Origin of the sequence: Sphingopyxis sp. NFH-91 (assembly GCF_021401285.1) — a bacterium.
In the GTDB taxonomy this organism is placed as follows: Bacteria; Pseudomonadota; Alphaproteobacteria; order Sphingomonadales; family Sphingomonadaceae; genus Sphingopyxis; species Sphingopyxis terrae_A.
In genome coordinates, this window is the sequence record NZ_JACBGA010000001.1 from 24,048 (window position 1) to 49,607 (window position 25,560).

Here is a 25,560-nt window from a genome sequence, read left to right on the forward strand (position 1 = left end):
ACGAAGATATTTGATTACTCCCGACCCAGCCCCATGCTTTCCAGCGTCGCATGGCTGCACTTGTCGGCGGTCTTGCTGCCGCCACCCGACAGCGCGCTCGCAGCGATGAATCCCCCGACAACGAGGATGATGAAGCCGCCCGCGACCCAGGCGAGATATCTGTCGATGAACGCCTTGATCGGCGCCCCGAACAGCCGGAACAACAGGCCCACCAGCATGAAGGAAAAGGCGCGGCTCGCGAGGCTTGCCCACAGGAAGGTGACGAAGTTCATGTGGATGAAGCCGGCGGTGATCGTCAGCAGCTTGAAGGGAATCGGCGTCGCCCCCTTCACCAGGATGATCTCGGCGCCATAGTCGCGCAGATAGCAGGCAGCGGCAGGAAAGCTCTCGGTCAGATGGAGCACGCCGAGCAGCCACAGTCCGACGCTTTCGTACAGGAAGAAGCCAATCCCGTAGCCCAGCATCCCGCCCGCGACCGAGGCGAGCGTGCAGATAAGCGCATAGCGCACGGCCTTCTTGGGCTCGGCGAGGCACATCAGCCCCAGCATCGGATGCGGCGGGATAGGAAAGAAGCTCGCCTCGACGAACGACACCAACGCCAGCCAATATTCGGCGTGCGGATGCGCCGACTTCTCCATCGTCCAACCATAAAGGCGCTGGATCATCGACTTGTTGCGGGGAATGGCGGTCATGCTGGTCCTTGGTTGCGGATCAGGACGATCCCGGCTTCCCTATGCCGTTCGCGGTGCCCGAAGTCGAGACAGGAGCACGCTTCCTTCATCTCTCGTCAATTCGGCCTTCGCCCGGATGACGGTTCGAAAATCAGCGTCAGTGCCGGAAATGCCGCATCCCCGTGAACACCATCGCCAGGCCGGCTTCGTTCGCCGCGGCGATCACCTCGTCGTCGCGGATCGAGCCGCCCGGCTGGATGACGCAGGTGGCGCCTGCTTCGACCGCGGCGAGCAGCCCGTCGGCGAAGGGGAAGAAGGCGTCGCTCGCGACCGCACTGCCGACGGTGCGCGGCGTCGCCCAGCCGTGGCTCTCGGCCGCTTCACGCGCCTTGATCGCGGCGATGCGCGCGCTGTCGCGGCGGTTCATCTGTCCCGCGCCGATGCCAGCGGTCGATCCGCCCTTGGCATAGACGATGGCGTTCGACTTCACGTGCTTGGCGACGGTCCAGGCGAAGAGCGCGTCGGCCAGCTCCTCGTCGGTCGGCGCGCGGTCGGTCACGACTTTCAGGTCATCGCGCGTGATGCGGCCATTGTCACGCGTCTGCGCCAGCCAGCCGCCGGCGATCGCCTTCATCACCAGCCCGCCGCGCGCCGGGTCGGGCAGGTCGCCGGTGAGCAGCAGGCGGAGGTTCTTCTTCTTTGCGAACACCGCGCGCGCGTCAGCGTCGGCATCGGGCGCGCAGACAACTTCGGTGAAGATGCTGCTGATCGCCTCGGCCGTCGCGCCGTCGAGCTTGCGGTTGACCGCGATGATGCCGCCGAAGGCCGAGACGTCGTCGCATTTCAGCGCGGCGTCATAAGCCTCGGTCAGCGTGGCTGCGGTGGCCACCCCACAGGGATTGGCGTGCTTGACGATGACGCAGGTCGGGTCGGCGTCGCGGAATTCGGCGACAAGTTCGAGCGCTGCGTCGGCGTCGTTGAGATTATTGTAGCTAAGCTCCTTGCCCTGCACCTGCTCGGCCTGCGCGACGCCGCGCGCCGACGGGCCGACAGGGAGGTAGAGCGCCGCCTTCTGGTGCGGATTTTCGCCATAGCGCAGTTCGCCCGACAGCCTGGTCGTGAGCGGCAGCGTGTCGGGAAAAAGCTTGCCCTGATCGGCGAAGGCGAACCATTGCGCGATCATGCTGTCATAGGTGGCGGTGTGTGCAAAGGCGGTCGCGGCGAGCCGCTTGCGCAAGCCGAGCGTCGTCGCGCCGCCATTGGCGTCCATCTCGGCGATTACCGCCGCATAATCCTCGGGCTCGGTGACGATGCCGACAAAGGCGTGGTTCTTCGCTGACGAGCGCACCATCGCGGGGCCGCCGATGTCGATATTCTCGATGATCGTATCGCGGTCGGCGCCGCTCATCACCGTCTGAAGGAAGGGATAGAGGTTGACGACGACCAGGTCGATGCCGCCGATGCCATGCGCCTCCATCGACGCGACATGCGCGGCATCGTCGCGCACCGCCAGGATGCCGCCGTGTACCGTCGGATGCAGCGTCTTGACGCGGCCGTCCATCATCTCGGGAAAGCCGGTGAGATCGGAGACGTCGAGCACGTCATGCCCCGCATCGCGCAGCGCCTTGGCGGTGCCGCCGGTCGAAACCAGCTCGACGCCGTGGCGTACGAGCGCCGCGGCAAGATCGGCGAGGCCCGCCTTGTCGCTGACGGAAAGGAGCGCGCGGCGGACGGGAACGAGATCGGTCATGGGAAGGGCGGCCTTTGCAAGACGGGAAAGACGCGGCCCCCCTAGGCGGGTGCGGGCATTTGGGCAAGGGCCGTCGCCCCCGCTTTCGCGGGGGCGACGTTTCCGATTACAGTCCCAGCGCCGCCGCGATCCGGTCCCAGCGCACCAGCTTGAAATTCTGCGCCGCGGGTGCATTGTCGCCGTCCTGCGCCAGGAACAGGCCGCCCGGATAGGCCGCGCCGAAATTGCCCGCGACCGCTTCGATGCCGTCGGTCTCGCTGGTCGCGCCATAGCGTCCCGCCGAAATGGCGAAGCGGCCGACATAGTCCATGTCGGGTAGGCGGAAGACCGCATAGGCGTTGTCGCCCTGGCTCGATGCGACCAGATAGCGCTGCCCCTTGTGGTCGATCGTCGCTAGCCCCTCGACGTCGGCGACGAGCCGCTGGTTGTCGACGGGCGCGACGAGCTTCGCATCGACGCCGCTCGCGTTCGGCGTCAGCCGCCAGATGCCAGCGTCCTCTTCACCGACATACAGCGTGTCGCCGTCGAAGACGCAGCCTTCGGACTGGGTCGGTATCTTATGCTCCCACTGCACGGCGAAGGCGGGTTCGGCCCCCTCGGCGAGCTTCAGCGTGCCGACGCGCACCGTGCCGTCCTTGATAATGAGGGCTGCCGTCACCGGCTCGCCGGGCGCGCTGCGCTTGAGGCAGAGGCCATAGGCTTCGCCGGGGCCCGCCGAGGCGCGGCCGAGGCTGGCCAGCGCGGGCTTGGCACCGTCGAGCGCGAAGACCGCGAGATGCGCGTTCACGCCGTCGTTACGGTCGCTCGCGACGACGATATTGCCGGCGACATCGACATTGTTGACGCGCCCGCCTTCCAGAAAGGCGAGGTCGCGGCCGGCAAGGTCATAAAGGTGCAGCCCCGCCTTCTTGTCGGTCGCGATGATCAGCGCGCGGCCCGGATCGGCCGGATCGACCCAGATCGCCGGATCGTCGGCGGCGTCGGCCTTCGCCGTGCCGACGGGGGCGGTTTCGCCGTCGGCGGTGACCGCGACCGGCGGCAGGCCGTGGATCGCCGCTCCCTGCTGCGCGGCGCATCCGCCGAGCAGGGCGGCAAAGCCGATCGAAGCGGCGAGCTGCCGCGGGCGCAAAGACATCATCGAAATTCCCCTGTCATGCCGATCAAGCGGCCCGGTCATTTGCCGCGCGCGACGCAGGCGCCGCCGTCGGGCCCGACGGTGCCGCTGCACCGCCGCGCCGCGATCGTCGGTTCATCGATTTCGCGCAGGATATTGGCGCCATCGGCGCGGCGTTCGAGCGTGAAACCGTCATACAGGCGGCCCGACGCGGTGAAGGTCCGGAAGGTAAGCCGCCGCGGTTCGACATCGACGATCTGATAGAGTTCGGTCGCCTCGGCGACCTTGTCGGGTTGCCATGGGGTGCGGTCGTTGAGCGCGTACATCTTCGATCCGGTGACCGAGACCAGATAGACCGGCCCCTGCACGCTGCCGTCGGCGCGCGCCCTGGCGCTGGCCTCGCGACCGGCTTCGGACGTCAGGCGGCTGTAGCAATGGTCGTGTCCCTGCAGGACGAGATCGACCTTGCGCGCGTCGAACACCGGCTTCCAGGCCGCCTTGATTTCCTTGGTGTCGTTGGGCCGGGCACAGGTGAAGACGGGCTGGTGGAACAGCACGACATTCCAGTTGGCCCTGCTCGATGCCAGCGCGGCATCGAGCCAGCGCGTCTGCGCCGCCACCGTGCCGAGGTCGAGGGCGGAGGTGCCGTCGAGGACGATGAAGCGCACGCCCTGATAATCGACAAAATAGGTCGTCGCCTTGACCGGATCGGCGCCGTTCAACGGCAACGCGAACTGCGCGGGCCAATAGGGACCGAGCCGGCGGCTTTCGCTGCCGTCAGGCGCGAGATCGTCGACATATTCATGATTGCCGGTCGCGGGCAGCTGCGGGACAATCGCGTAATTATAGCCGCCCGCCTGGTTCCATTCGCCCCATTCGTCGTCATGGTCGAGGTCGTCGCGCTGGCCGACGAGATCGCCGGCGTGGAGGACGAGGCGAATGTCGCCATTGGCGTGGAACGCCTGCCGGATGACGCGGCTGGCATAGGTCAGGATGCCGTTCTGGACATCGCCCAGATACAGAAAGCGGAAGGGTTTGGCTTCGGCCGCCGCGGTACGGAACTGGTACCATTCGCTCCATCCCGCCGCGCCCTTCACCCGGTAGGCATAGACGGTGTTGGGCGTGAGCCCGGTAAAGCGCAGCTGATGATAGAGCGCCGGCCCGTAGCTGCTGTCGACCCGCACCGCGGTGCCGGTCACGAGCCGGGCCTTTTCCTCGAGCGTCGGCCCGTCGACCGACACCGCGATCTGGGCCTGGGACTCGGCCTGTGCGGTGTCGGTGCGATAGGCGACCGCCATCTCGCGCGCCGGATCGGAGCCGGGCGTGAGGACGATGCGGTCGGGCAGGTTGCGCGGCGCATAGGGCAGGCCGGGGGAACGGGGCAGGGTGCCGCCGGCGGCGGACGCCCCCGCCGCGGCGGGGATGGCGCCGATCGCGGCGAGCGCGATCGGCAGGATCCAGCGGTTGCGGCGGCGCCGCGCTCCCGTCGACATGGCCTCGCCCTCCTCAGAAATTGGCCTTGACGCCGAATTTGAACGTCGAGCCATATTCTTCATATTGGAGCAGCCGCTGGCTGCTCGCATAATTCTGATAGGCGAAATATTTGGCGTTGTTGATGTTCACCCATTCGCCATAGAGGCGGACATTGTCGGTGAGCTTGAACTTGACCGACAGGTCGAGCTGGAAGTGGTTGTCGACATAGCGGTCGGTTTCCGCATCGCCGCCGATTTCGTCGAGATATTTGTCGCGGTAGGTGCCCGCCAGCCGGATGTCGATCGGCCCCTTTTCATAGCCGAGCACGAGGTTGAAGGTGTTGCGCGAATTCGACGGCAGCGCGATGCTGCGGCCGTCGAACAGCTTCGCCTTCGACCAGGTGTAAGTGTAATTGGCCTGTGCCAACAGCCCGTCGAAGGGTGCAGGCAGCATGTCGAACACCTGGCTGTAGCTTGCTTCGAGCCCGGCGACCTCGGCCTTGTCGCCGTTCACCGGGATGATCGCCTCGCTGAAGGCGGTGCCGCGATACACGCCGTTATAGGGCGCGTCGCTGTCCTCGAAGAAGCCGTCGACAATGAAATTGTCGATCGACTTGTAGAAGCCGCCGATGCTCAGCGCGGCGTTGCGGCCGAAATAATATTCGGCGCCCGCGTCGAGATTCCACGCCTTGTAGGGCAGCAGGTCGGGGTTGCCGAATTCGGCCTCGTCATCCTCGTTGATCGTGAAGCGCGGCGCGAGCTTCGACAGCTTCGGACGCACGATGCTGCGCGAGCCCGCCAGGCGCAGCACGAGATCCTGCTGCGGCTGGAAGCGGATCGTCATGCTGGGCAGCCAGTCGGTATAGTTGCGGCGGTAGGACACCGGCGTGACGAACACGTCGGACCCGTCGTCGGCGACGAGGTTGCCGTTGAGCACATTCTTGGTTCGTTCGACGCGGACGCCGCCGATCACGCGCAGCGTGTCGCTGTCCCAGCGGCCGAGCAGATAGCCCGCCAGAATATCCTCGCTGACCGAATAGTCGCTGCTGTTCGACCCGAGGTCGGACTCATATTGGTCGACCTCGAAATTGCCGAGATTGGCATTGTAGAAGGCGGCCGGACCGGTCTTGCTCGCCACGGGGCCGATATCGGTGAGGCGATAGGTCTGCTGGCCCAGCACGTCGGCGAGGGTGAAGTCGCCGTTATAATCGCCATAATAAATGAGGTTGAAATTATAGCTCTTGTCGCGCCAGCGCGATTTGATGCCGCCCTGGATCGTGAAGTCGCCCTTGTCGCCGGCGAAGGTGCGGGCGAGGTCGGCCTTGACCGCATATTCCTCGTCCTGGCTGTCCGACAGGTCGGTGAGTTCGAGGCGGTTGAAGCCATATTCGGTGGGATCGTTGAACAGCGCGGCGCCGGCGGTGACGCTGTAGAGCGGCACGCGCGGATTGCTGTAATCCATGTTCACATCGACGCCATCGTCGTTGAAGCGGGCGCGGAAGCGCAGCGGGTCGATCGAGAAATCCTCGCGCTCGCTCGATTTGGCCCAGCTTGCCGACCAGTTGAATTTCCACACGCCGGTGTCGGTGTCGCTGCCGACGACGATGGTGCGGATGCGCTGACGCTCGAACCGGTCCTTGAGGTCGCGGCGGACTTCGATGCGGCCGTCGGCATCGGTGAAGAAGGCGCTGTTCGCGTCGCCCGAGGCGGGATCTTCGTTAAAGATGATCGTCGTGCGGCGGCGATATTCATGATCGTCGAACTGGCTGAAATTGCCGCGGATATAGGCCTTGGTGGTGTCCGACGCGCGCCAGTCGAACGACAGCGCGCCGCTGATCCGCTCGCGGGTGACGTCATAGTCGCGATATTCGATTTCGGGGGCGAAGGCGACGCCGTCGGCTTCTTTCCAGAAGTCGCCGGCTTCGACATTGTCGGTTTCGAACTTGCGCTTGTAATAGCTGATACTGCCCGCGATGCCGAAATTGTCGCCGACCCGCGTCGCGAAATCGAGGCTGCCTTTGGGGGTCAGCTTGCCCGAATAATCATTGTAGCTGCCCTCGATACGCGCCGAATAGAGGTCGCGCTGGCGGTCGAACGCGCTGGTCGTGTGAATCTCGATCGAGGCGCCGATCGTGTCGGCATCCATGTCGGCGGTCAGCGATTTCTTGATCTCGATCGATTCGATCGTGTCCGACGAAATGACGTCGAGCGCCACCGAACGGACATCGCTTTCGGGTGCCGGCAGGCGCACGCCGTTGAGCGACGAGGCGTTGAGTTCGGGATCGAGCCCGCGCACCGAGACGAAGCGGCCTTCGCCCTGGTCGTTCAGAATGTTGACGCCCGGCAGGCGGCGCAGCGATTCGGCGACATTCTGGTCGGGGAACTGACCGATCGCGTCGCGCGTCAGGACGCTTTCGACGCCGTCAGCGGCTTTCTGGCGCGACAGCGCGCTGGCCTGGTTCGCGGCCTGTCCGACGACGAGGATGTCGTTCGCGCCGCCGAGGCTGAAATTGACCGTGACGCTGCCGGTTGCGGGCACGTCGATCGTGCTGCGTACGGGCTCGGCGCCGACGTAGCGCGCCTCGAGCGTGTAGGTACCGGCGGGCACGTCGCCGAAACGGAAGCTGCCGTCGCGGCCAGCTTCGGCAACGCGGCCCAGTTCGACGATGCGAACCTCAGCGCTCTGCAGCGCGCGCGTGTCTGTGGCGTCGGTGACGATGCCGACGATGTCGGAAGCGAAGGCGCTCGCCGGAGCGAGCATGGCCGCGGCCAGGCCGGTGCCAAGAAGGATGCGCGAACGGCAACTGCGAATCAGTGTCATGGAAAGAGCCCCTGTCCAGATGGCCGCCGGCGCCCTGTGCCGGCGGATCGAGGGGGCCTGTGACAATCGCCCATGACGGCTGTGTTACGTCGATGTCACACGAGTGAAACAAGCGGGGGTGCGGCTATGCTAAACCGCTGGAAAATCCGTTTAAAATTCGGCCCAGGATTTTTTCCCCCCGCTGCTGCGCGCGGCATGGGCGGTCAGCCGATATGCTTGAAGATCCAGCCGATGCTGGCACCGCCGGCGGGCGCGGCACCCGTTACGACGAGTTGCTCGGTCGGATGCGGCCGGCCGTCGCCGTCGACCCACAGGCTTTCCTCGATCGCGAGCTGGCCTTCGGAGGTGCGGAACTGCCACAGCGGGCCGCCCGCGATGCGCAGCAGCGCACCGAGCTTGTCGGCGGTCAGACTGGCCGAGATATTGCGGCCGAGGTGAAAACGCAGCGTGAAGGCCTTGTCGCCCTTGCGCCGGCTGCGCGGGGCGGGGAGCAGCATGTCCTCACCGCGCAGCTCGCGGCCGTTGGGCGAAAGGATCAGCAGGCGGCGGTGGATCAGACCGTGGCGGCGAACATAGCCATCATGCCCCATCTCGACTCGGCTGCCCTGCGGCGTTTCGCGCCGGTCGAGCTCGACTTCGGTCACGCCGCGGCCAAGCGTCCCGTTGGGCAGGATCGCGGTCGAATTGCTGTCGGCGATGGTCAGCGTCGAATGGGCGGCGGTGGTGCGCAGCCCGCGCGCCAGGTCGGCGGGAATCGTCGCGCCGGTCAGCGCTGCGCCGCCGCAATTGACGACGATGCGTTCGTCGCCATCCGAAAGCTCGAACGCCAGCGTCGAGGCGCAGCCCGCTTCGGTAACCCGCGCGATTGGGGGCGGCGCGGCGTCGGCCAATACGACCACCTTGTTCGCAACCAGGCGCTGATAGCCCCAGTCGCGCGCCTGTTTGAGCGGCCGGGTGCGCACACCGCTTGCCGCGACGACCGCTTCGATAACCGCTGCCGGCGTCGCGCCGCTGCCCTGCCAATTGCCCATGCCGCCGTCGCTGTGGACGAGCCCGAGCAGCGCTGGCACGGTGCGCGCAAGCACTTCCTGCAGGAAGGGCGGCACCTCCATCCGGCGCATGTCGTAAATGCGCGCGAGCATCGACAGCGCCATGATCGCGTCGAGCTGTGCCTGCGGCGAACGCGCGATATTGCCGCCGTCGGCATAGAAGCTGGTCTCGAGAACCTTGCGCAGCCCTGCTTCGCCGAACACCTGGCGCGGCTCGCCGCCCGGCATCAGCAGCGATGCAGCGACGATGCCGATCCAGGCAACAAGCTGGCCGGTGCCGGGGCGCGTCTTGTCGGCGACGCGATCGAGGTGGCGCGCCGCGCGCGCGAGATGGTTGAGTACGGCGGAACGATAGACGAGATCGCTCGACGACAGGATCAGCGGCGCGTGCGCGGCCCAGAACAGGATGCGCCAGCCGGCATTGTCGGCGCGCCATGCGGGTTCGCTTACCGTTTCGCCGTGCGCGGCGAGCCATTGGCGGACGAGCGCTTCGGCGATCGGGGCGCCGTCGGCGCGCGTCCCGGTGGCGGCAAGATCGCGCAGCCAGGCAAAACTGTGCAGATAATCGGCGAAGGCCGGGGCGACCGGGAGCGCCGCGAAATCAATCTCCCTTATCGGCAGCTTGAGTCCGCGGTGGAGGAAATGGCCGGCGCGGATCGCCATGCCGGCGCGCGTGTCGCCGGGAACCGGATCGGCCGGAACGCCCAGCAGCTTGAGCGGGAAACGCCCCTTCAGCCGCAGCGCATGGAGCGGGGTGCGCCAGGTCAGGCGGGTGAAATGATTGGCGATGCGGTCGCCCAGCGAAAGGCCCTTGTCGGCGGGCAGGCGGATCAGCCGTTTGCCGGGTTCGATGCTGTCGTCGAGCGGCGCGACGGGGTCGCCCGTTTCGGGCATCGGATCGACGGGAGCAGAGGTCAACGGTCTCCCTTCCATCGATCAGCCGCGCAGGCGCTTGATATTGTCGGCGTAGGCCGCGGGACCGCCCTTGAAGGTTGCGGTGCCGGCGACCAGGACGTCGGCCCCCGCCGCGATGGCAAGCGGGGCAGTTGCGGCGTCGATGCCGCCATCGACTTCCAGCCGGATGTCGCGGCCCGATTTGTCGATCATCTTGCGCACCGCCTCGATCTTGCGAAGCTGGCTCGAAATGAAGCTTTGCCCTCCGAAACCCGGATTGACGCTCATCACGAGGACGAGGTCGATGTCGTCGATCAGATAGTCGAGCATCTTCGCCGGGGTCGCGGGATTGAGCGACACGCCCGCCTGCTTGCCCAGCGACTTGATGTGCTGGACGCTGCGATGGATGTGCGGACCGGCTTCGGGATGGACGGTGATGATGTCGGCGCCCGCCGCGGCGAAGGCGTCGAGGAAATTATCGACCGGCGAGATCATCAGATGAACGTCGAAAGGCAAAGTCGAATGGGGACGCAGCGCTTTTACCACCATCGGTCCGATGGTAAGATTGGGCACGAAATGCCCGTCCATCACGTCGATATGGACCCAGTCGGCGCCCGCCGCCTCGATGCGGCGCACCTCTTCGCCCAGCTGCGCGAAGTCGGCGCTGAGGATCGAAGGGGCGATGCGGACGGAGGATGGATCGGCGGTCATGACGACCGCCCTTAACCATCAAGCGGTATGGGGGCAAGGCGCTGGACGTCGCCGCTAGGCGGAGACTGTCGATAATCGGTCGGGGCGGACAGCGCGGCTATTTTTTCCGTCGCTTGTCGTCGCGCTTTTCGGCGGCGCGATTGCTCCAGCGCCATTTCCAGCCGCCCTCGGTGCGGGCCTGGTAGATGGGCATGGGCGCGAGCGCTGCGAGGACAACGACGATGGTCATCGCGACCGGCTGGTTGCGCAGCGCCATCGACAGCCCGGCGATCAGCGCGATGTGGAGCGCCATGAAGACCCACCCCTGCCACGCGATCGGCAGGCCGGTGCCATAACCGCGGTTCTTGGCGCGGAACCAGGGCTTCTTGTCGAGGAAGAGGTGAAGCATGATCGGGCCTCCTTCAGTGGCTGTTCGCGCGCACGAAATGGACGATGTCGGCGACGAGCGAACGATCGATCGCCAGACTCGGATCGGTGTAGGTCGCCATATTGGCGGCGCGGTCGCTGGCGCTCGCCTGCTTCAGCACATGGGTCATCCCCTTGATCACCGACAGTGTCGCGTCGTGGCGCGCGGCCTTCAGCTTTTCGGCATCGGCGAGGGGAATTTGCAAGTCGGCGCTGCCCGCGACGATCAGCACCGGCTTGGTGGTGGCGGCCAGCATCGCGGCGGGATCGTGCCCGATCAGGTCGATGAGATAATCCTGCACCGCCGGATTGAAGAGACCGCGGGCGAGCGCCGGGTGCATTGCGCTCACATCGACATGCTCGCCCTTCGCCAGTCGGTCGAGCGCGCCGTTGGCGTCGGACAGGATCGGCGCGTTGGCCGGATTGGCAGCAAGCTGTTCGCGCAGCACCACGTCGAAGGGGCGTCCCATCGCCGATATCAGGATCAGGCCGCAGACATGCGGATCGGCTTCGGCCGCGATGGCGACCAGCCCGCCTTCGCTGTGCCCGGCCACCCAGATGCAGTGCTGGCCGGTTCGCTCGGTCAGGCTACGCGCCCATGCGCCGACGTCGGCAGCATAGGCGGCGATCGTCACCTTATTCGCATCGGTGACCGCCGCCTCGCTGCCGAACATGCCGCGCTTGTCGATGCGCGCCGCGGAGATGCCCTTTTGCGCCAGCGCCTCGGCAAGCAGGCGGTAGCTTGCCGAGGTGATGCCGAGCGGGCTGTTGCCGTCGCGGTCGGTCGGCCCCGATCCGGGGACGATCAAGACGACGGGCGCGCTCGCCTTCTCGGCGCTCAGCAATGTGCCGGCGAGCGGGCCGTCGGGGCCCGGCGCGCTGATTTCGCTGGCGACCGGGCTTGCCCCGGCAGGCGCGGCGGTGGGCAGCAGGGCAGCGGCGAGGGCCGCAGCGGCGATCCTATTTTTCATCCGGGGACTCCGTCGCGCGCGTATCGGCTACCGCCGGCGGGCGACCGCGGCGGGGCTTTTCGCTCGCCTTCACGGCAACGCCGCGGCGAGCGAGCGCTTCGCGCAGCAGCATTTCGATCTCGGCATTGGCGCTACGCAATTCGGCCGCCGCCAACCGCTCGATCGCCGCATAAAGGGCGGGATCGACGCGGAGGGCAAAGGCTTTCCTGGCAGCTGTTGACATCGTTTTTGGGCTCAGTAGAGCGACCCGGCGTTGACGACCGGCTGCGTGTCGCGCTCACCGCACAGGACGACCATCAGGTTCGATACCATCGCGGCGCGGCGTTCGTCGTCGAGGTCGACGACCTGCTTTTCGGACAATTGCTGCAACGCCATCTCGACCATCGACACCGCGCCTTCGACCAGCTTGGCGCGGGCGGCGACCACCGCCTCGGCCTGCTGGCGGCGCAGCATGGCGCCGGCGATCTCGGGGGCGTAGGCAAGGTGCGTCAGCCCGCATTCGTCGACGGTGATTCCCGCGACGTCGAGCCGCTCGATCAACGCCTTTCGCAGTTCGACGCCCACCTCGTCATGGTTGCCGCGCAGCGTGATCTCGTCATGCGTGTGATCGTCATAGGGATAGCGCGATCCGATCGCGCGCACCGCCGCTTCGATCTGCGCGAGGACGAATTCCTTGTAATCGTCGACGTCGAACAGCGCCTGCGCGGTGTCGGTAACGCGCCAGACGACCTGCGCCGCCATCTCGATCGGGTTGCCTCGCAGGTCATTGACCTTGATCTTGTCCGAAATCACATTGTTCGCGCGCACCGCGATCTTCTTGCGGGTCAGCCACGGCAACACCCAGCGCAGCCCGCTTTCGCGGTCGGTGCCCTTGTAACTGCCGAACAGCTGGATCGCCGCCGCCTCATTGGGATTGATCAGGTAAAAGCCGCACAGGATCAGGGTGCCGACGACGCCGCTTGCGACAACAACGCCCCATTTCCAGTTCCAGTCAACCGTTTCGCCATTGATGTTGGCCACCGCCGCCCAGATCGCGATGCCGACCAGCACCAGCCAGACCAGCAGCATCAGATAGCCGCTCTGTGTCGCAGCCCGCGTTTCACGGCTGCGGTTCAGTGCCGGCGCAGTTCCGTCTCCCATCTTGCCCTCCGAATCATCCGATATAAAGATGATATCATATTTATATCGGATTCGGTGGCCGTCAACAGGAATCGGCTGGAGCTGGTCTATCGGCGCTGGTGGAAGGCCTCCGATCGTCTCTGTTGTGGACAGCGGGCAAAAGAAAGGGGGCACGGCGGCCCCCTTTGCTCCCCGGGTTTCGTTTGATTATTCGCCGGTCGGGAACCCGCGGCGTTCGAGCAGCGCCTTCACGTCGGGGTCGCGGCCACGGAAAGCGCGATAGGCTTCGGCGCGGTCGGTCTCGTTGCCCGTCATCAACAGGATGGTCCGGAACTTGTCGGCGACGCTGCGGTCCCACGGCCCGCCCGCTTCCATGAAGGCAGCCCAGGTGTCGGCGTCCATCGTTTCCGACCAGAGATAGCTGTAATAGCCCGCCGAATAGGCGTCGGAACTGAACAGATGACCGAACTGCGGCAAACGGTGCCGCATGACGATTTCCTTGGGCATGCCGATTTCGGCCAGCGTTTCGCGTTCGAAAGCATCGACGTCGGTCACCGGCACCTTGCGGTCGTGCAGCTTCATGTCGACGATCGCGCTCGCCAGATATTCGACCGTCTCGAACCCCTGGTTGAACTTGCTCGACGCGATGATCTTGTCGACCAGCGCCTGCGGCATCGGCTCGCCCGTCTTGTAGTGCGTGGCGAATTTCGACAGCACTTCGGGCGTCATCAGCCAGTTCTCGTTCACCTGGCTCGGATATTCGACGAAGTCGCGCGGCACCCCGGCAAGCGCCGGATAATAGACGTGCTGCAACAGATAATGGATGCCGTGCCCGAATTCGTGGAACAGCGTCGTCGCATCGTCGAGGCTGACGAGCGTCGGCTCGCCGTTTGCGCCTTCGGTGAAATTATTGTTGTTCGACGCGAGGACATTGCGTTCGCCGCCCAGCCCCTGTTCGCTGCGATAGGTGGTCATCCAAGCGCCCGAACGCTTGCCGTCGCGCGCAAAATTGTCGAGGTAGAGGACCCCGACATTCTTGCCGGTCTTGAGGTTATAGACCTCGAACGTCTTCACCTTTGGATCGAAGACCGGGATCGTGCCGGTGTTTTCGCGGAAGCCCAGATCATAGAGCTGCCCCGCCGACCAGAACATCGCATCGCGCAGCTTGTCGAGCTGGAGGTACGGTTTCACCTCGCTTTCATCGAGGTCGTATTTCGCCTTGCGGACCTTCTCCGCATAGAAGCGATAATCCCACGGCTCGATGGTGATCTTCGGCCCCTTGCCCGCCTTTGCCTCGGCATCGGCGATCGCCTGCATGTCGGCTACCTCTTCATGCACGCGCGCGACCGCGGCGGGCCACACCTTCATCATCAGCGCCATCGCGTTCGCGGGCGTCTTGGCCATCGTGTCGGCCATGCGATAATCGGCATGGGTCGGAAAGCCGAGCAGTTCGGCGCGCGCCTGGCGCAGCTTCAGTATTTCGGCGATCGTCGCATTGGTGTCGTTGGCATCGCCATTGTCGCCGCGATTGACGAAGGCGCGCCACACCTTCTCGCGAAGCGCGCGATTGGTCGCATTTTGGAGCACCGGCTGCGCCGACGAGCGGGTGTTCTTGATCGCCCACTGGCCGGGCTTGCCCTGCGCCTCGGCCGCAGCGGCCAGCGAAGCTACGAAGCCCGCGGGCAGCCCGTCGAGTTCGGCCTTGTCGGTGACGAAGGTGTAAAGCTTTTCATCGCCGAGCAGCTTCGACGAAAAGGTCGAGAACAGCCCTTCCAGCTTGGCGTTCATATCGACCAGCTTCGCCTTGTCGGCGGGGGACAGATTGGCGCCGTCGCGCACCATCTCGTCATAGCTGCGCTCGACAATGCGAATCTGCTGGGAGTTGAGCCCGCTCGTCAGCCGCGTGTCATACACCGCCTTGTAGCGCGCGAAGAGTTTGGGATCGAGGAACAGCTCGGTATAGAATTTGGTGAGCTTCGGGCTCCATTCGGCGTCTATATCTTCGACGCGGTCGTTCGACTTGTTCGACGTCTGCACGCCCCACATCGCAAAGACGCGGTCCATCGTTTCGCCGGCAAGCTGCATCGGGACATGCGTGTTTTCGAAAGTCGGCGCGGCGGGATTGTCGATGACCGCCTGCACCTCGGCCTTCACCTCGGCCATCCCTTTTTCAAAGGCGTCGGGGAACAGGTCGGGGTCCAGCTTGTCCCACGGCGGCACCCCTTCATAGGGACCGGTCCACGGGGCAAGCAGCGGGTTCGCGTCGGCCGGGGCGGAAGCGGGCGCCTTGGCGGCGGGTTCGGCGGCAATACTCATCTGGCTATAACCCATCATCAGCGCCGTCGATGCAAGCAGCATCGACAAATGACGGAGAGGGCGGGGCGCGATACGCGGCATCTGTGATCTCCCGGGGGTTTTGGTTTCGGACGAAACCATGTCGGTAGGTGCCTTAACCCGATAGGGCGGCAGCGCGCAAGCCGAGGAGGCCAGGCCCCGGCGGAGCTCCAGTTGTTGCAGGAATGTTCGGATGGGTGTGGGGCGGACTTAACGATCGAGAGGCAAGGACCGACGGTTTCGTCTGGCTAATAAGCTTTCGTATGACCCTCGCTTTGATGGTTGGGCCCAAAAATCTTCGCCAGCAGGGCGATCCTGGCGGCCTCATTGGAAGCAACGACGTGACAATCGTCTGAATCGCCGGCCACTGCTGTGTAACCAATACCGCCGAGTTTAAAATCGGAGGCTTTCGCGAACACCATATTCTTGACGCTACCCATTTCCACACCGAGGGTTTCCTTCAAATATTCGAGAAAGCGTGGATAATTACGAACGTCAAAGCGGAGAAACATGACATATCGCTTCTCGCCGCTGGCGAATGTGAATGTCTCTGCCAAAGGCTCCGGCACGTCAAAATCCTTCCGGGCGGCTGGCTATATTCTGACGCTCAGTCATGCGCACCGCAACCGGTCACTTCCCGCCATACCGCGCCCGTCGAACTCACCCGCCAAAGCACGGCTGGACGATCCCTGGCACATCGACGCGGAAGGTGAAGAGGCCGCCGGCGTGCGGCTGGGCCGCGCGCGCGTCGTCGGACAGGTCTTTGCCCGCGCTGGTGACGAAGGCGGTGCACAGGTCGGCGCCGCCCAGCGCGATCATCGAGGGGCGCTGGACGGGCATCTCGACCGTCTGGAGAATCTCGCCCGCGGGCGACAGGCGCACGACGCGCCAGCCGTCCCACAGCGCCGACCAGTAACAGCCCTCGGCATCGACCGTTCCGCCGTCAGGGCGGCCCTTGCCCTGCTCGAACTGGTGGAACAGCCGGCCGTCTCCAAGCGCGCCGGTCGCGGGGTCGACCGCATAGGCGTGCAGCGCATGCGTTGGCGTGTCGGCATGATAAAAGGTGCGGCCGTCGGGGCTGAAGGCCGCGCCGTTGCTCGTCAGCAGCCCGCCGAGCATCGGAGTCAGAGTCCCGTCGGGGTCGAGGCGAAACAGCATTGCGCCCGGGTTGGACTTGTCGCGCGTCACGCTGCCGATCCAGAAGCGGCCCGCGGCATCGACGCACCCGTCGTTGAAGCGCTGTTCGGCTATGCCCGCCAGCACCGCCGGACCGAAGGGGCGCGGGGCCTCGCCCCACGCGTCGATCAGCGCGCAGCCGTCCTTGAGGCCCATGACCAGCCCGCCGCCCGCGCGCGGCGCGACGCAGCCGACGGGCTGGTCGAGCTGCATCGTTTCGGTCGCGCCAGTCGCGGGATCGGTGCGATGGATGCGATGCGCATCGATATCGACCCAGTAAAGGCGTGCTTCGGGGGCGTGCCAGCGCGGCGATTCGCCGAGCAGCGCCTGCGCATCGAGAAGGAGATCGACCATCGCAGCGGCTTAGCGCGGCGCGGCGGCGCTGCCCAGCGCCCGCAAACCTATTCGGTGCCCGATTCGATTATGGAACAGCCGCCTCGGCGCAAATTCCGTTCATCGTCACTGACTTGATGCGGGGTCGTTTCTCGCCGCGCGGGGCGCATGGGTCCGGTATCCGGTCCGGGGCGACAAGACGGTGGGAGGCTTCGCGTGCGTTTTATGCCGTAACGGCATTTCTACTTGACGTGGACGTAAACGTAAGGTCCATTAGCAAGCGAAGGACGTGCCCCGGCGCGGCCCCGTTTCGCGCACCGGCTCCCCGAAATCGTCCGGACGCGCTCAGGGAAAGGAAGAAGGATGTCGCTCGATAATCTGTTGCGCACCGCTTACACCGACGATCATGAGGCGTTCCGCGCGACGGTGCGCCAGTTCCTCGAAAAAGAAGTCGCGCCCAATCAAGCGAAATGGGCTGAGGACGGCATCGTGCCGAAGGATTTGTGGCCCAAGGCGGGCGAGCTGGGCCTGCTGTGCCCCACCGTTCCCGAAGAATATGGCGGGCTGGGCCTCGACTTCGGCTATAATGCGATCGTCGACGAGGAAAGCGCCTATTATGGCCGCGTCACCACCGGCTTTTCGCTCCAGTCCGATATCGTCACCAACTATATCGTCCGATACGGCAGCGAAGAGCAGAAGAAGCATTGGCTGCCCAAGATGGTGTCGGGCGAAGTGGTCACCGCGATCGCGATGACCGAGCCGGGTACCGGCAGCGACCTTCAGGGCATGCGCACGACCGCAAAGAAGGATGGCAATCATTATGTCATCAACGGGTCGAAAACATATATCACCAACGGCCAGAACGCCGACCTGGTCCTGGTCTGCGTCAAGACCGACACCGAGGTGCAGCCTGCGTGGAAGGGGGTGTCGATCGTGCTCGTCGAGGCCGATCGCGACGGTTTCCAGCGCGGCCGTAACCTCGACAAGATCGGGCAGGACGAAGCCGACACGTCGGAGCTTTTCTTCAACGACGTCCGCGTCCCCATCACTAACTGTCTCGGCGAAGAGGGACAGGGGTTCATCTATCTGATGAGCGAACTGCCGCAGGAACGCCTGTCGATCGCCGTGTCGGCGCAGGCCTCGGCGCAGCGCGCGTTCGACGATACTGTCGAATATACGCGCGACCGCAAGGCGTTCGGCAAGCCGATCCTCGATTTCCAGAACAGCCGCTTCGTCCTCGCCGATCTGAAGGCGAAGCTGCAGGTCGGCTGGGCGCACCTCGACTGGGCGCTCGCGCGACATCTGAAGAAGGAACTCACCCCCGAAGAGGGCGCTGCGGCGAAGCTGTGGCACACCGATCTTCAGTGGGAAGTGATGGACAAGTGTCTCCAGCTGTTCGGCGGCGCGGGTTATATGAACGAATATCCGATCGCCCGCGCCTGGCGCGCGGCGCGCGTGACGCGCATCTTTGGCGGCACGAACGAGATCATGAAGGAACTGATCGGGCGCAAGCTTTAATCCCGTCGCCCCCGCCTTCGCAGGGGCGGCGACAATCGGAAAGGAACTCTCCATGGCCACAGCCTATATCGTAGATGCCGTCCGCACCGCCGGCGGTCGCCGCGGCGGCAAGCTCGCCGGTGTTCACCCTGTCGACCTCGGCGCCGCGGTCTATGACGCGATCGCCGACCGCAACGACTTCGACACGTCGAAGATCGACGATGTCATCACCGGTTGCGTCAGCCAGGGCGGCGAGCAGACGATGGACCTCGGCCGCAATGCCGTGCTCGCCTCGAAGCTTCCCGATTCGATCCCCGCGGTGACGATCGACCGGCAGTGCGGATCGTCGCAGCAGGCGATGATGTTCGCCGCGCAGGCGGTGATGTCGGGCACGCAGGATATCGTCCTCGCCAGCGGCATCGAAAGCATGACGCGCGTACCGATGGGCAGCGTCGCGACGCTGTTCATGAAGGAAGGGCTCGGCAATTATAAGTCGCCGCGGCTCGAGGAAAAATATCCCGGCATCATGTTCAGCCAGTTCATGGGTGCCGAGATGATCGTCAAGAAGCACGGCTTCACCAAGGACGACCTCGATGCCTTCGCGCTCGAAAGCCATCGCCGCGCCCGCGTCGCGACCGAGGCGGGGCTGTTCGGCAATGAAATCGTCGGGATCGAGGTGGAGACGCCCGAAGGGCCGCAGCGCCACACGGTCGACGAGGGGATCCGCTTCGACGCGACGCTCGAAAGCATTGCCGGGGTGAAGATCCTGCAGGAAGGCGGCACCATCACCGCGGCGACCAGCTCGCAGATCTGCGACGGCGCGTCGGCCGCGCTGATCGTGTCGGAACAGGCGCTCAAGGATCATGGGCTGACCCCGCGCGCGCGCATCCATCATATTTCGGTGACCGCGGGCGACCCCATCATCATGCTCGAAGAGCCGCTGTTCGCGACCGAAAAGGCGCTCAAGAAGGCGGGTCTGCGGATCGAGGACATCGACGCCTATGAAGTGAACGAGGCGTTCGCGCCGGTACCGCTCGCCTGGCTCAAATATCTTGGCGCGGACCATGCGCGGCTCAACCAGCATGGCGGCGCGATCGCGCTCGGCCACCCGCTTGGCGCCTCGGGAACCAAGCTGATGGCGACGCTGCTCGGCGTGCTCGACGCCACCGGCGGCAAATATGGTCTTCAGACGATGTGCGAAGGCGGCGGCCAGGCCAATGTCACCATCGTCGAGCGGCTCTAACGATCTTGTGCTCCGGCGGAAGCCGGAGCCCAGGGCGGCCTGACGCGGGCGTCAGTTGTTCACGCTCTGGGTTCCGGCTTTCGCCGGAACACGCATTTTTCAGGGAAAGGACATGACATGAAACTCGATTCCACCGTATCCGCCGTCGTCACCGGCGGCGCTTCGGGCCTTGGTGCCGCCACCGCGCGCGCACTTGCCGCGAAGGGCGTCAAGGTCGCGATCTTCGATTTGCAGGCCGAAAAGGGCGAGGCGCTTGCTGCCGAACTCGGCGGCGTTTTCTGCGAATGCAATGTCACCGACGATGCGTCGGTCGACGCCGCCTTCGAAAAGGCGCGCGCCGCGATCGGTCAGGAGCGTATCCTTGTGAACTGCGCCGGCACCGGCAATGCGATCAAGACCGCCAGCCGGTCGAAAGAAGACGGCAGCATCAAGCATTTCCCGCTCGATGCCTTCAACTGGATCATCCAGATCAACCTAGTCGGCACCTTCCGCTGCATCGCCAAGTCGGCGGCGGGCATGATGACGCTCGACCCGATGGAAGATGGCGAACGCGGCGCGATCGTCAACACCGCGAGCGTCGCGGCCGAGGACGGCCAGATCGGTCAGGCAGCCTATTCGGCATCGAAGGGCGGCGTCGTCGGCATGACCCTGCCGATCGCGCGCGACCTTGCGGCGGAAAGCATCCGCGTCAACACGATCCTGCCGGGCATCTTCGACACCCCGCTGCTCGGCGCCGCGCCGCAGAATGTCCGCGATGCGCTCGCGGCCTCGGTCCTCAATCCGAAGCGCCTCGGCAACCCGGCCGAATATGCGGGTCTCGCGCTGACCATGATCGAAAACGGCTATTTCAACGGCGAGGACGTGCGCCTCGACGGCGGCATCCGCATGGGTCCGCGCTGATATGCCGAAACCGGAAAGCTGGCGGCTCGATGCCGCCAGCTACCCTGTCCACCTCGATCTGCAGACGCGGTTCCAGGACATGGACATCAACGGTCACCTCAACAATGTGGCCTTCGCGGCACTGTTTGAAAGCGGCCGCGTGCTACTGAACCGCGAAATCCGTCCTTGGGAGGAGCGCCCGGCGAACGAGCGCACGATGGTCGCCGCGGTCGAGATCAACTATCTGGGTGAGGGAAATTTTCCCGACCCGGTCGAAATTGCGACCGGCATCGGCCGCCTCGGCACGTCGAGCTGGACGATCGTACAGGCGATGTTCCAGAACGGTCGCTGCATCGCGACCTGTGATACGGTCGTGGTGTGCCGCACCGACGGCGCCGCCAAGCCGCTGCGCGCCGAAATGGTAAGGGAACTGGAAGCGAAGCTGGCGCGGCCGGGTTGAGCTTTCGTCATTGCGAGGAACCAACGGCGACGTGGTAATCTCCCGGCTTTCGCCGGGGTGGCAATGACGGCGCTCTAAAGTGTCGGGTCCGCCTCGGGCACCGAGCGGATCAGATCGCGGGCGAACCCGATCAGGCCGATCTGGCGGCGGCGCTTCAGCCGCTCGGCGCGCAGGATCGCCTTCACTTCCTCGAAGCAGCCTTCGATATCGTCATTGATCAGCACATAGTCATAGCCGTCCCAGTGACTGATCTCGTTCGCCGCGCGTGCCATCCGCGCCGCGATCACTTCGTCGCTGTCGGTGTTGCGCGCGCGCAGCCGGCGTTCGAGCTCCTCCATCGTCGGCGGCAGGATGAACACCCGCACCACATCGGGGCCCGCTTCCTGATAGAGCTGCTGCGCGCCCTGCCAGTCGATATCGAACAGCACGTCCTTGCCGGCTGCGAGCAGTTCCTCGACGCGGTCGCGAGGGGTACCGTAGCGATGGCCGAAGACATGCGCCCATTCGAGAAATTCGCCATCAGCGGCCATCTGCTTGAACGTGTCGACGTCGACGAAATGATAATCGACCCCATCCTGCTCGCCGGGACGCATCGGCCGCGTGGTGGCGGAGATTGACAGCGCAATGTCGTGGTCGCCCGCGAGCATCTTTTTGGAGATGGTGGTCTTGCCTGCACCCGAGGGCGAGGAGAGGACGAACAGGACGCCGCGGCGGTTGAGGTGGACGCTTTCAGCCATGGGCGCTAATTGCCCGAGCGAGGGCGGCGGTCAAGCGGGAAGGAATACAGGGATGCGGGGAATGTCGCGCACGGGTTGGCTGGTCGCGGCGGGGCTGCTCGGCCTGCTGGCCGCGATCCTGATCGCGATGGGGCGCCCGCCGATCTGCCCCTGCGGCACGATCAGCCTTTGGCACGGCACCGTCCAATCAAACCAGAACAGCCAGCAGATTTCGGACTGGTACAGCTTCAGCCATATCATCCACGGCTTCATCTTTTACGGCCTGTCGCGCTGGCTGATGCCGCGCGCGCCGCTGTGGGCCGCGCTCGCCGTAGCGATCGGGATCGAAGGCGCATGGGAGATATTGGAAAATTCGCCGGTTATCATCGACCGCTACCGCGAGGTCACCATGGCCTATGGCTATGCGGGCGATTCGGTACTCAATTCGGTCAGCGACGCCGGTTTCATGATCTTGGGATTTCTGGCGGCCAGCCGGATGCGCTGGTGGACGACCGTCACGCTCGCGCTCGCCTTCGAACTCTTCACCCTGTGGGCGATCCGCGACAATCTGACGCTCAACATACTCATGCTGGTCTCACCGATCGAGGCGGTGAAGGAGTGGCAGGCGGGCGGATAGCGCTCGCCGCTCGGTGCACGCTGCTCAGTGGGTGGCGGGGCGCGGTGCCTTTTCGTCCACCGGAATCGCGGGCGGCAGGGCGTCGCCCAGATCCTGGCCGTCGGTGTGGACGATCCCCGCATAGGGATCGACGACGCCCTCCTGCGCGAGCGCGCTGTCGGCGCGATGCGCGGCCTCGGCGGCATGCCGCGCTTCGGCGCGGTCGGCCCATTTCTTGGTGAGATAGGCCGCCGCAGCGGTCGCGGCGAGCGCCGCGTAGCGCTGCGGGAACATCCGCCGCGCGACGAACAGCGTCCCGGCGCCGATCACGGCGCCCGCCATCGTATGATTGCCTTTCCTGCGGCCGATCGCGCTTCCGATCACGCCGCCGATGATCCGTCCCATCATCTTCATATCCTTCCTCCCCCTATCAATCCCCGGCAGGCGATTCGGGTTCCGGGCCGAGCATGTGCCGCGGGTTGACGACGCGGTCGAAGGTCGCAGCGTCGACATAGCCGAGGTCGAGCGCCGCCGCGCGCAAGGTCGATCCCGTCTCATGCGCATGTTTGGCGATCTTCGCGGCCTTGTCATAGCCGATTTCGGGCGCCAGCGCCGTCACCAGCATCAGCGATCGGTCGACCAGTTCGGCAATGCGCGCGCGATTGGGCTCGATTCCCTCGACGCAGCGCACCGCAAAGCCTTCCATCCCCGTCGCGAGCAGATCGATCGAGCGCATCACATTGGCGCCGATCAGCGGCTTGAACACGTTTAGTTCAAGATGCCCCTGCATCCCGCCGACGGTTACCGCCTGATGATTGCCGATCACCTGCGCCGCCACCATCGTCAGCATTTCGCACTGGGTCGGATTGACCTTGCCCGGCATGATCGAGCTGCCGGGTTCGTTCGCTGGCAGGTCGATCTCGCCCAGGCCGGCGCGCGGCCCCGATCCCAGCAGGCGTATGTCGTTGGCGATCTTGGTCAGCGCGACTGCGAGCGTGTTGAGCCGGCCCGACAGATCAACCAGCACGTCGTGGCTCGCCAGCGCCTCGAACTTGTTGGGTGCGCTCTTGAAGCCAAGCCCGGTGATCGCCGCCAGTTCGGCCGCGATATCCTCGGCAAAACCCGCCGGGGCATTGAGCCCGGTGCCGACCGCGGTCCCGCCCTGCGCAAGCCGGGTGATGGCATGGTCGACCATCGGTTCGGTGCGCGTGCGGCACAGGCGGAGCTGCGCATAATAGCCCGAAAACTCCTGGCCCAGCGTCAGCGGGGTGGCGTCCTGCAAATGGGTGCGGCCGATCTTGACGATATCGTCCCACGCCTTCGCCTTCGCGAGCAGCGCGTCCATCAAACGGTCGAGCGCGGGCATCAGCCGGTGCGTCATCGCCAGTGTCGCGGCGACATGCATCGCGGTCGGGAAGCTGTCGTTCGACGATTGGCTGCGGTTGACGTCGTCATTGGGGTGCACGGGCGACTTGCCGCCGCGCTGGCCCGATAGCATCTCATTGGCGCGCCCGGCGATCACCTCGTTGACATTCATGTTCGACTGGGTGCCGCTGCCGGTCTGCCAGATGACGAGCGGGAACTGGTCGTCATGCTTCCCGTCGGCGACCTCGCGCGCCGCCGCTTCGATCGCGTCGGCCTTTTCGGCGGACAGGCCGTGCCGACGGTTCACCCGCGCCGCCGCCTGCTTGACCAGCGCGAGCGCATGAACGATCTCGATCGGCATCCGCTCGCGCGCGCCGAAAGGGAAATTCTCGATCGAACGCTGCGTCTGCGCGCCCCAATAGGCGTTCGCCGGGACCGCGATCTCGCCGATGCTGTCGCTCTCGATCCGCGTGCCGCTCATCCGATCAATATCCTCGTCACCGCCACCGCGCCGGCCCAGATCAGCGCGACCATGCCCAGAAACTGCCAATAGCCGCCTTCGCCGATCCGTCGCCGGAACCAGGCTGCGGCTGCCCAGACGATCAGCAGCGCCGGGGTCAGGATTAGCAGGCTGAAGCGCAGCAGCCCGTCGGCGATCGCATCGCCGACGCCGCTTTCGAACCGGGCATAGCCCTCGACACCCCACCAGAAGGCGGCGGTCAACACCAGCATCCCTGCGAGTGCCCAATATTGCCAGAAGCGGCTGGGGGGCCAGTTGGGGCCCGCCATCCTATCGTTTCTTGCCGAAATCCACCGTCACGACATTCGATCCGTCCTCGACCGCAACATCGGGGCGGTCATTATCGGCTTCGTCATGCGGCTCGGGCTGCTCCAGCTCGTCTTCGCTGACCTGGAACTGCAGGCCGAAATCGACCGACGGATCGACGAAGGCGGTGATCGCGGCATAGGGGATCACCAGCGTCGAGGGCGTCTGGTTGAACGACAGGCCGACGCTGAAAAGATCCTCTTCGACCTTCAGGTCCCAGAAGCGGTTCTGGAGGACGATCGTCATTTCGTCGGGGAATTTGGCAACCAGATGCGCGGGAATCGATACACCCGGCGCCTGCGTCTTGAAGGTGATGTAGAAATGATGCTCGCCGGGCAGATGGTCCGATCCCTCGACTTGCGAGAGCACGCGGCCGACCACGGCGCGCAGCGCGTCCTGCACGATTTCGTCATAGGGAATCAGGCTGTCGCGAACGTCATCACTCATGGCGGTGGGGGATGAACGGACGACGGGCGCGGGTCAAGGGGGGTCTGTGGGGCAGAGTCGCCTTGCAACGCGAAAATTAGGCTCTAAGGGGCATGCCATGCGAACCGCCACCGTCCAGCGCACGACCAAGGAAACGGATATCGCGATCGCCGTCAACCTCGACGGCACCGGCGACTATTCTGTGTCCACCGGAATCGGTTTCCTCGACCATATGGTCGAACAATTGTCGCGCCATTCGCTGATCGACATTTCGATGACCGTGAAGGGCGATCTGCACATCGACCAGCATCATACGGTCGAGGACTCGGCGCTCGCGCTCGGCGAGGCCGTGGCGAAGGCGCTCGGCGACAAGCGCGGTATCGCCCGCTACGGCGAAGCCCATGCGCCGATGGATGAAACGCTGACTCGCTGCATCCTCGATATTTCGGGGCGCCCGCACTGCGTTTGGAAATCGGCCTTCTCGCAGCCGCGGCTCGGCGAGATGGATACCGAGCTGTTTCCGCACTGGTTTCACAGCTTTGCCCAGACCGCCGGGATCACGCTCCACATCGAAACGCTTTATGGCGAGAACAACCACCATATCGCGGAGAGCATGTACAAGGCGCTGGCCCGCGCGCTGCGTGCAGCCGTGGAGATCGATCCGCGCAAGGGCGACGCGATTCCGTCGACCAAGGGTGTCCTTTAGGGGCCG

At 65.0% G+C, this 25,560-nt stretch carries 25 protein-coding genes; 6 read left to right on the top strand and 19 right to left on the bottom strand.

Annotation, left to right across the window (positions count from 1 at the left end; translation table 11 throughout):
* Positions 1-14: 14 nt before the first annotated feature.
* From L0963_RS00090 to L0963_RS00155, 14 genes are all read right to left on the bottom strand, one after another.
* Complete coding sequence (locus L0963_RS00090) at positions 15-665, bottom strand: YqaA family protein (protein WP_062903086.1); 651 nt, start codon at positions 663-665, stop codon at positions 15-17.
* Positions 666-828: 163 nt separating this feature from the next.
* A complete protein-coding gene (gene purH, locus L0963_RS00095) occupies positions 829-2,421 on the bottom strand; it encodes a bifunctional phosphoribosylaminoimidazolecarboxamide formyltransferase/IMP cyclohydrolase (RefSeq protein ID WP_234178397.1) in 1,593 nt (530 codons plus the stop codon).
* A gap of 106 nt (positions 2,422-2,527) precedes the next feature.
* Positions 2,528-3,559 (bottom strand): phytase, encoded by a 1,032-nt coding sequence (locus tag L0963_RS00100; protein ID WP_234178398.1) that lies wholly within the window; start codon positions 3,557-3,559, stop codon positions 2,528-2,530.
* Between the two features lie 35 nt (positions 3,560-3,594).
* The gene (locus L0963_RS00105; RefSeq protein WP_234178399.1) at positions 3,595-5,028 is read right to left on the bottom strand and encodes a purple acid phosphatase family protein; all 1,434 of its coding nucleotides are present in this window, start codon (positions 5,026-5,028) and stop codon (positions 3,595-3,597) included.
* A 13-nt stretch (positions 5,029-5,041) separates the two neighbouring features.
* On the bottom strand, positions 5,042-7,828 hold the full coding sequence (locus tag L0963_RS00110; RefSeq protein ID WP_234178401.1) for a TonB-dependent receptor: 2,787 nt from the start codon (positions 7,826-7,828) through the stop codon (positions 5,042-5,044).
* Between the two features lie 203 nt (positions 7,829-8,031).
* A complete protein-coding gene (locus L0963_RS00115) occupies positions 8,032-9,771 on the bottom strand; it encodes a heparinase II/III family protein (protein WP_186401676.1) in 1,740 nt (579 codons plus the stop codon).
* A gap of 42 nt (positions 9,772-9,813) precedes the next feature.
* Complete coding sequence (gene rpe, locus L0963_RS00120) at positions 9,814-10,482, bottom strand: ribulose-phosphate 3-epimerase (protein WP_058812314.1); 669 nt, start codon at positions 10,480-10,482, stop codon at positions 9,814-9,816.
* Between the two features lie 97 nt (positions 10,483-10,579).
* Entirely contained in the window at positions 10,580-10,870 is a 291-nt protein-coding gene (locus tag L0963_RS00125) for a hypothetical protein (RefSeq protein WP_186401587.1), read from the bottom strand.
* 13 nt (positions 10,871-10,883) lie between these two features.
* Entirely contained in the window at positions 10,884-11,858 is a 975-nt protein-coding gene (locus tag L0963_RS00130) for an alpha/beta hydrolase (protein WP_186401588.1), read from the bottom strand.
* Positions 11,848-12,081, bottom strand: coding sequence for a hypothetical protein (locus tag L0963_RS00135; protein WP_062901546.1), 234 nt, complete (start codon positions 12,079-12,081; stop codon positions 11,848-11,850). Before L0963_RS00135 ends, L0963_RS00130 begins: the two co-directional genes overlap by 11 nt.
* An 11-nt stretch (positions 12,082-12,092) precedes the next feature.
* Positions 12,093-12,998: an SPFH domain-containing protein gene (locus L0963_RS00140; RefSeq protein WP_186401589.1), complete on the bottom strand. Its 906-nt coding sequence runs from the start codon at positions 12,996-12,998 to the stop codon at positions 12,093-12,095.
* Positions 12,999-13,184: 186 nt separating this feature from the next.
* Positions 13,185-15,374, bottom strand: a complete 2,190-nt coding sequence (locus tag L0963_RS00145) for a M3 family metallopeptidase (protein ID WP_442800544.1) — start codon at positions 15,372-15,374, stop codon at positions 13,185-13,187.
* A 185-nt stretch (positions 15,375-15,559) separates the two neighbouring features.
* The gene (locus L0963_RS00150) at positions 15,560-15,880 is read right to left on the bottom strand and encodes a hypothetical protein (protein WP_186401591.1); all 321 of its coding nucleotides are present in this window, start codon (positions 15,878-15,880) and stop codon (positions 15,560-15,562) included.
* A gap of 91 nt (positions 15,881-15,971) precedes the next feature.
* Positions 15,972-16,841: an SMP-30/gluconolactonase/LRE family protein gene (locus tag L0963_RS00155; protein ID WP_217372821.1), complete on the bottom strand. Its 870-nt coding sequence runs from the start codon at positions 16,839-16,841 to the stop codon at positions 15,972-15,974.
* A gap of 342 nt (positions 16,842-17,183) precedes the next feature.
* On the opposite strand from L0963_RS00155, the gene L0963_RS00160 reads away from it, so the two are divergent.
* The 4 genes from L0963_RS00160 to L0963_RS00175 all read left to right on the top strand — a co-directional run bounded on the left by L0963_RS00160 (position 17,184) and on the right by L0963_RS00175 (position 20,899).
* Complete coding sequence (locus tag L0963_RS00160) at positions 17,184-18,338, top strand: acyl-CoA dehydrogenase family protein (RefSeq protein ID WP_234178405.1); 1,155 nt, start codon at positions 17,184-17,186, stop codon at positions 18,336-18,338.
* A 52-nt stretch (positions 18,339-18,390) separates the two neighbouring features.
* The gene (locus L0963_RS00165) at positions 18,391-19,560 is read left to right on the top strand and encodes an acetyl-CoA C-acetyltransferase (RefSeq protein ID WP_003041773.1); all 1,170 of its coding nucleotides are present in this window, start codon (positions 18,391-18,393) and stop codon (positions 19,558-19,560) included.
* Between the two features lie 117 nt (positions 19,561-19,677).
* Positions 19,678-20,460, top strand: coding sequence for an SDR family NAD(P)-dependent oxidoreductase (locus tag L0963_RS00170; protein ID WP_058812323.1), 783 nt, complete (start codon positions 19,678-19,680; stop codon positions 20,458-20,460).
* Between the two features lies 1 nt (position 20,461).
* On the top strand, positions 20,462-20,899 hold the full coding sequence (locus L0963_RS00175; protein ID WP_062901552.1) for an acyl-CoA thioesterase: 438 nt from the start codon (positions 20,462-20,464) through the stop codon (positions 20,897-20,899).
* 74 nt (positions 20,900-20,973) lie between these two features.
* On the opposite strand, the gene gmk is transcribed toward L0963_RS00175, so the two are convergent.
* On the bottom strand, positions 20,974-21,636 hold the full coding sequence (gene gmk / locus L0963_RS00180; protein WP_186401593.1) for a guanylate kinase: 663 nt from the start codon (positions 21,634-21,636) through the stop codon (positions 20,974-20,976).
* Positions 21,637-21,697: 61 nt separating this feature from the next.
* Between gmk and L0963_RS00185 the strand changes: the two genes are divergently transcribed.
* Positions 21,698-22,252, top strand: coding sequence for a DUF2585 domain-containing protein (locus L0963_RS00185; protein WP_217372820.1), 555 nt, complete (start codon positions 21,698-21,700; stop codon positions 22,250-22,252).
* A 24-nt stretch (positions 22,253-22,276) separates the two neighbouring features.
* On the opposite strand, the gene L0963_RS00190 is transcribed toward L0963_RS00185, so the two are convergent.
* The 4 genes from L0963_RS00190 to L0963_RS00205 are packed head-to-tail and all read right to left on the bottom strand — an operon-like array spanning position 22,277 to position 24,869.
* Positions 22,277-22,645, bottom strand: a complete 369-nt coding sequence (locus tag L0963_RS00190; RefSeq protein ID WP_186401595.1) for a hypothetical protein — start codon at positions 22,643-22,645, stop codon at positions 22,277-22,279.
* Between the two features lie 16 nt (positions 22,646-22,661).
* On the bottom strand, positions 22,662-24,077 hold the full coding sequence (gene fumC, locus L0963_RS00195; protein ID WP_234178407.1) for a class II fumarate hydratase: 1,416 nt from the start codon (positions 24,075-24,077) through the stop codon (positions 22,662-22,664).
* Positions 24,074-24,385 (bottom strand): hypothetical protein, encoded by a 312-nt coding sequence (locus L0963_RS00200; RefSeq protein WP_217372818.1) that lies wholly within the window; start codon positions 24,383-24,385, stop codon positions 24,074-24,076. Before L0963_RS00200 ends, fumC begins: the two co-directional genes overlap by 4 nt.
* A gap of 1 nt (position 24,386) precedes the next feature.
* Positions 24,387-24,869: an SspB family protein gene (locus tag L0963_RS00205; protein ID WP_062901558.1), complete on the bottom strand. Its 483-nt coding sequence runs from the start codon at positions 24,867-24,869 to the stop codon at positions 24,387-24,389.
* 97 nt (positions 24,870-24,966) lie between these two features.
* Between L0963_RS00205 and hisB the strand changes: the two genes are divergently transcribed.
* A complete protein-coding gene (gene hisB, locus L0963_RS00210; protein ID WP_003041798.1) occupies positions 24,967-25,554 on the top strand; it encodes an imidazoleglycerol-phosphate dehydratase HisB in 588 nt (195 codons plus the stop codon).
* Positions 25,555-25,560: the final 6 nt, after the last annotated feature.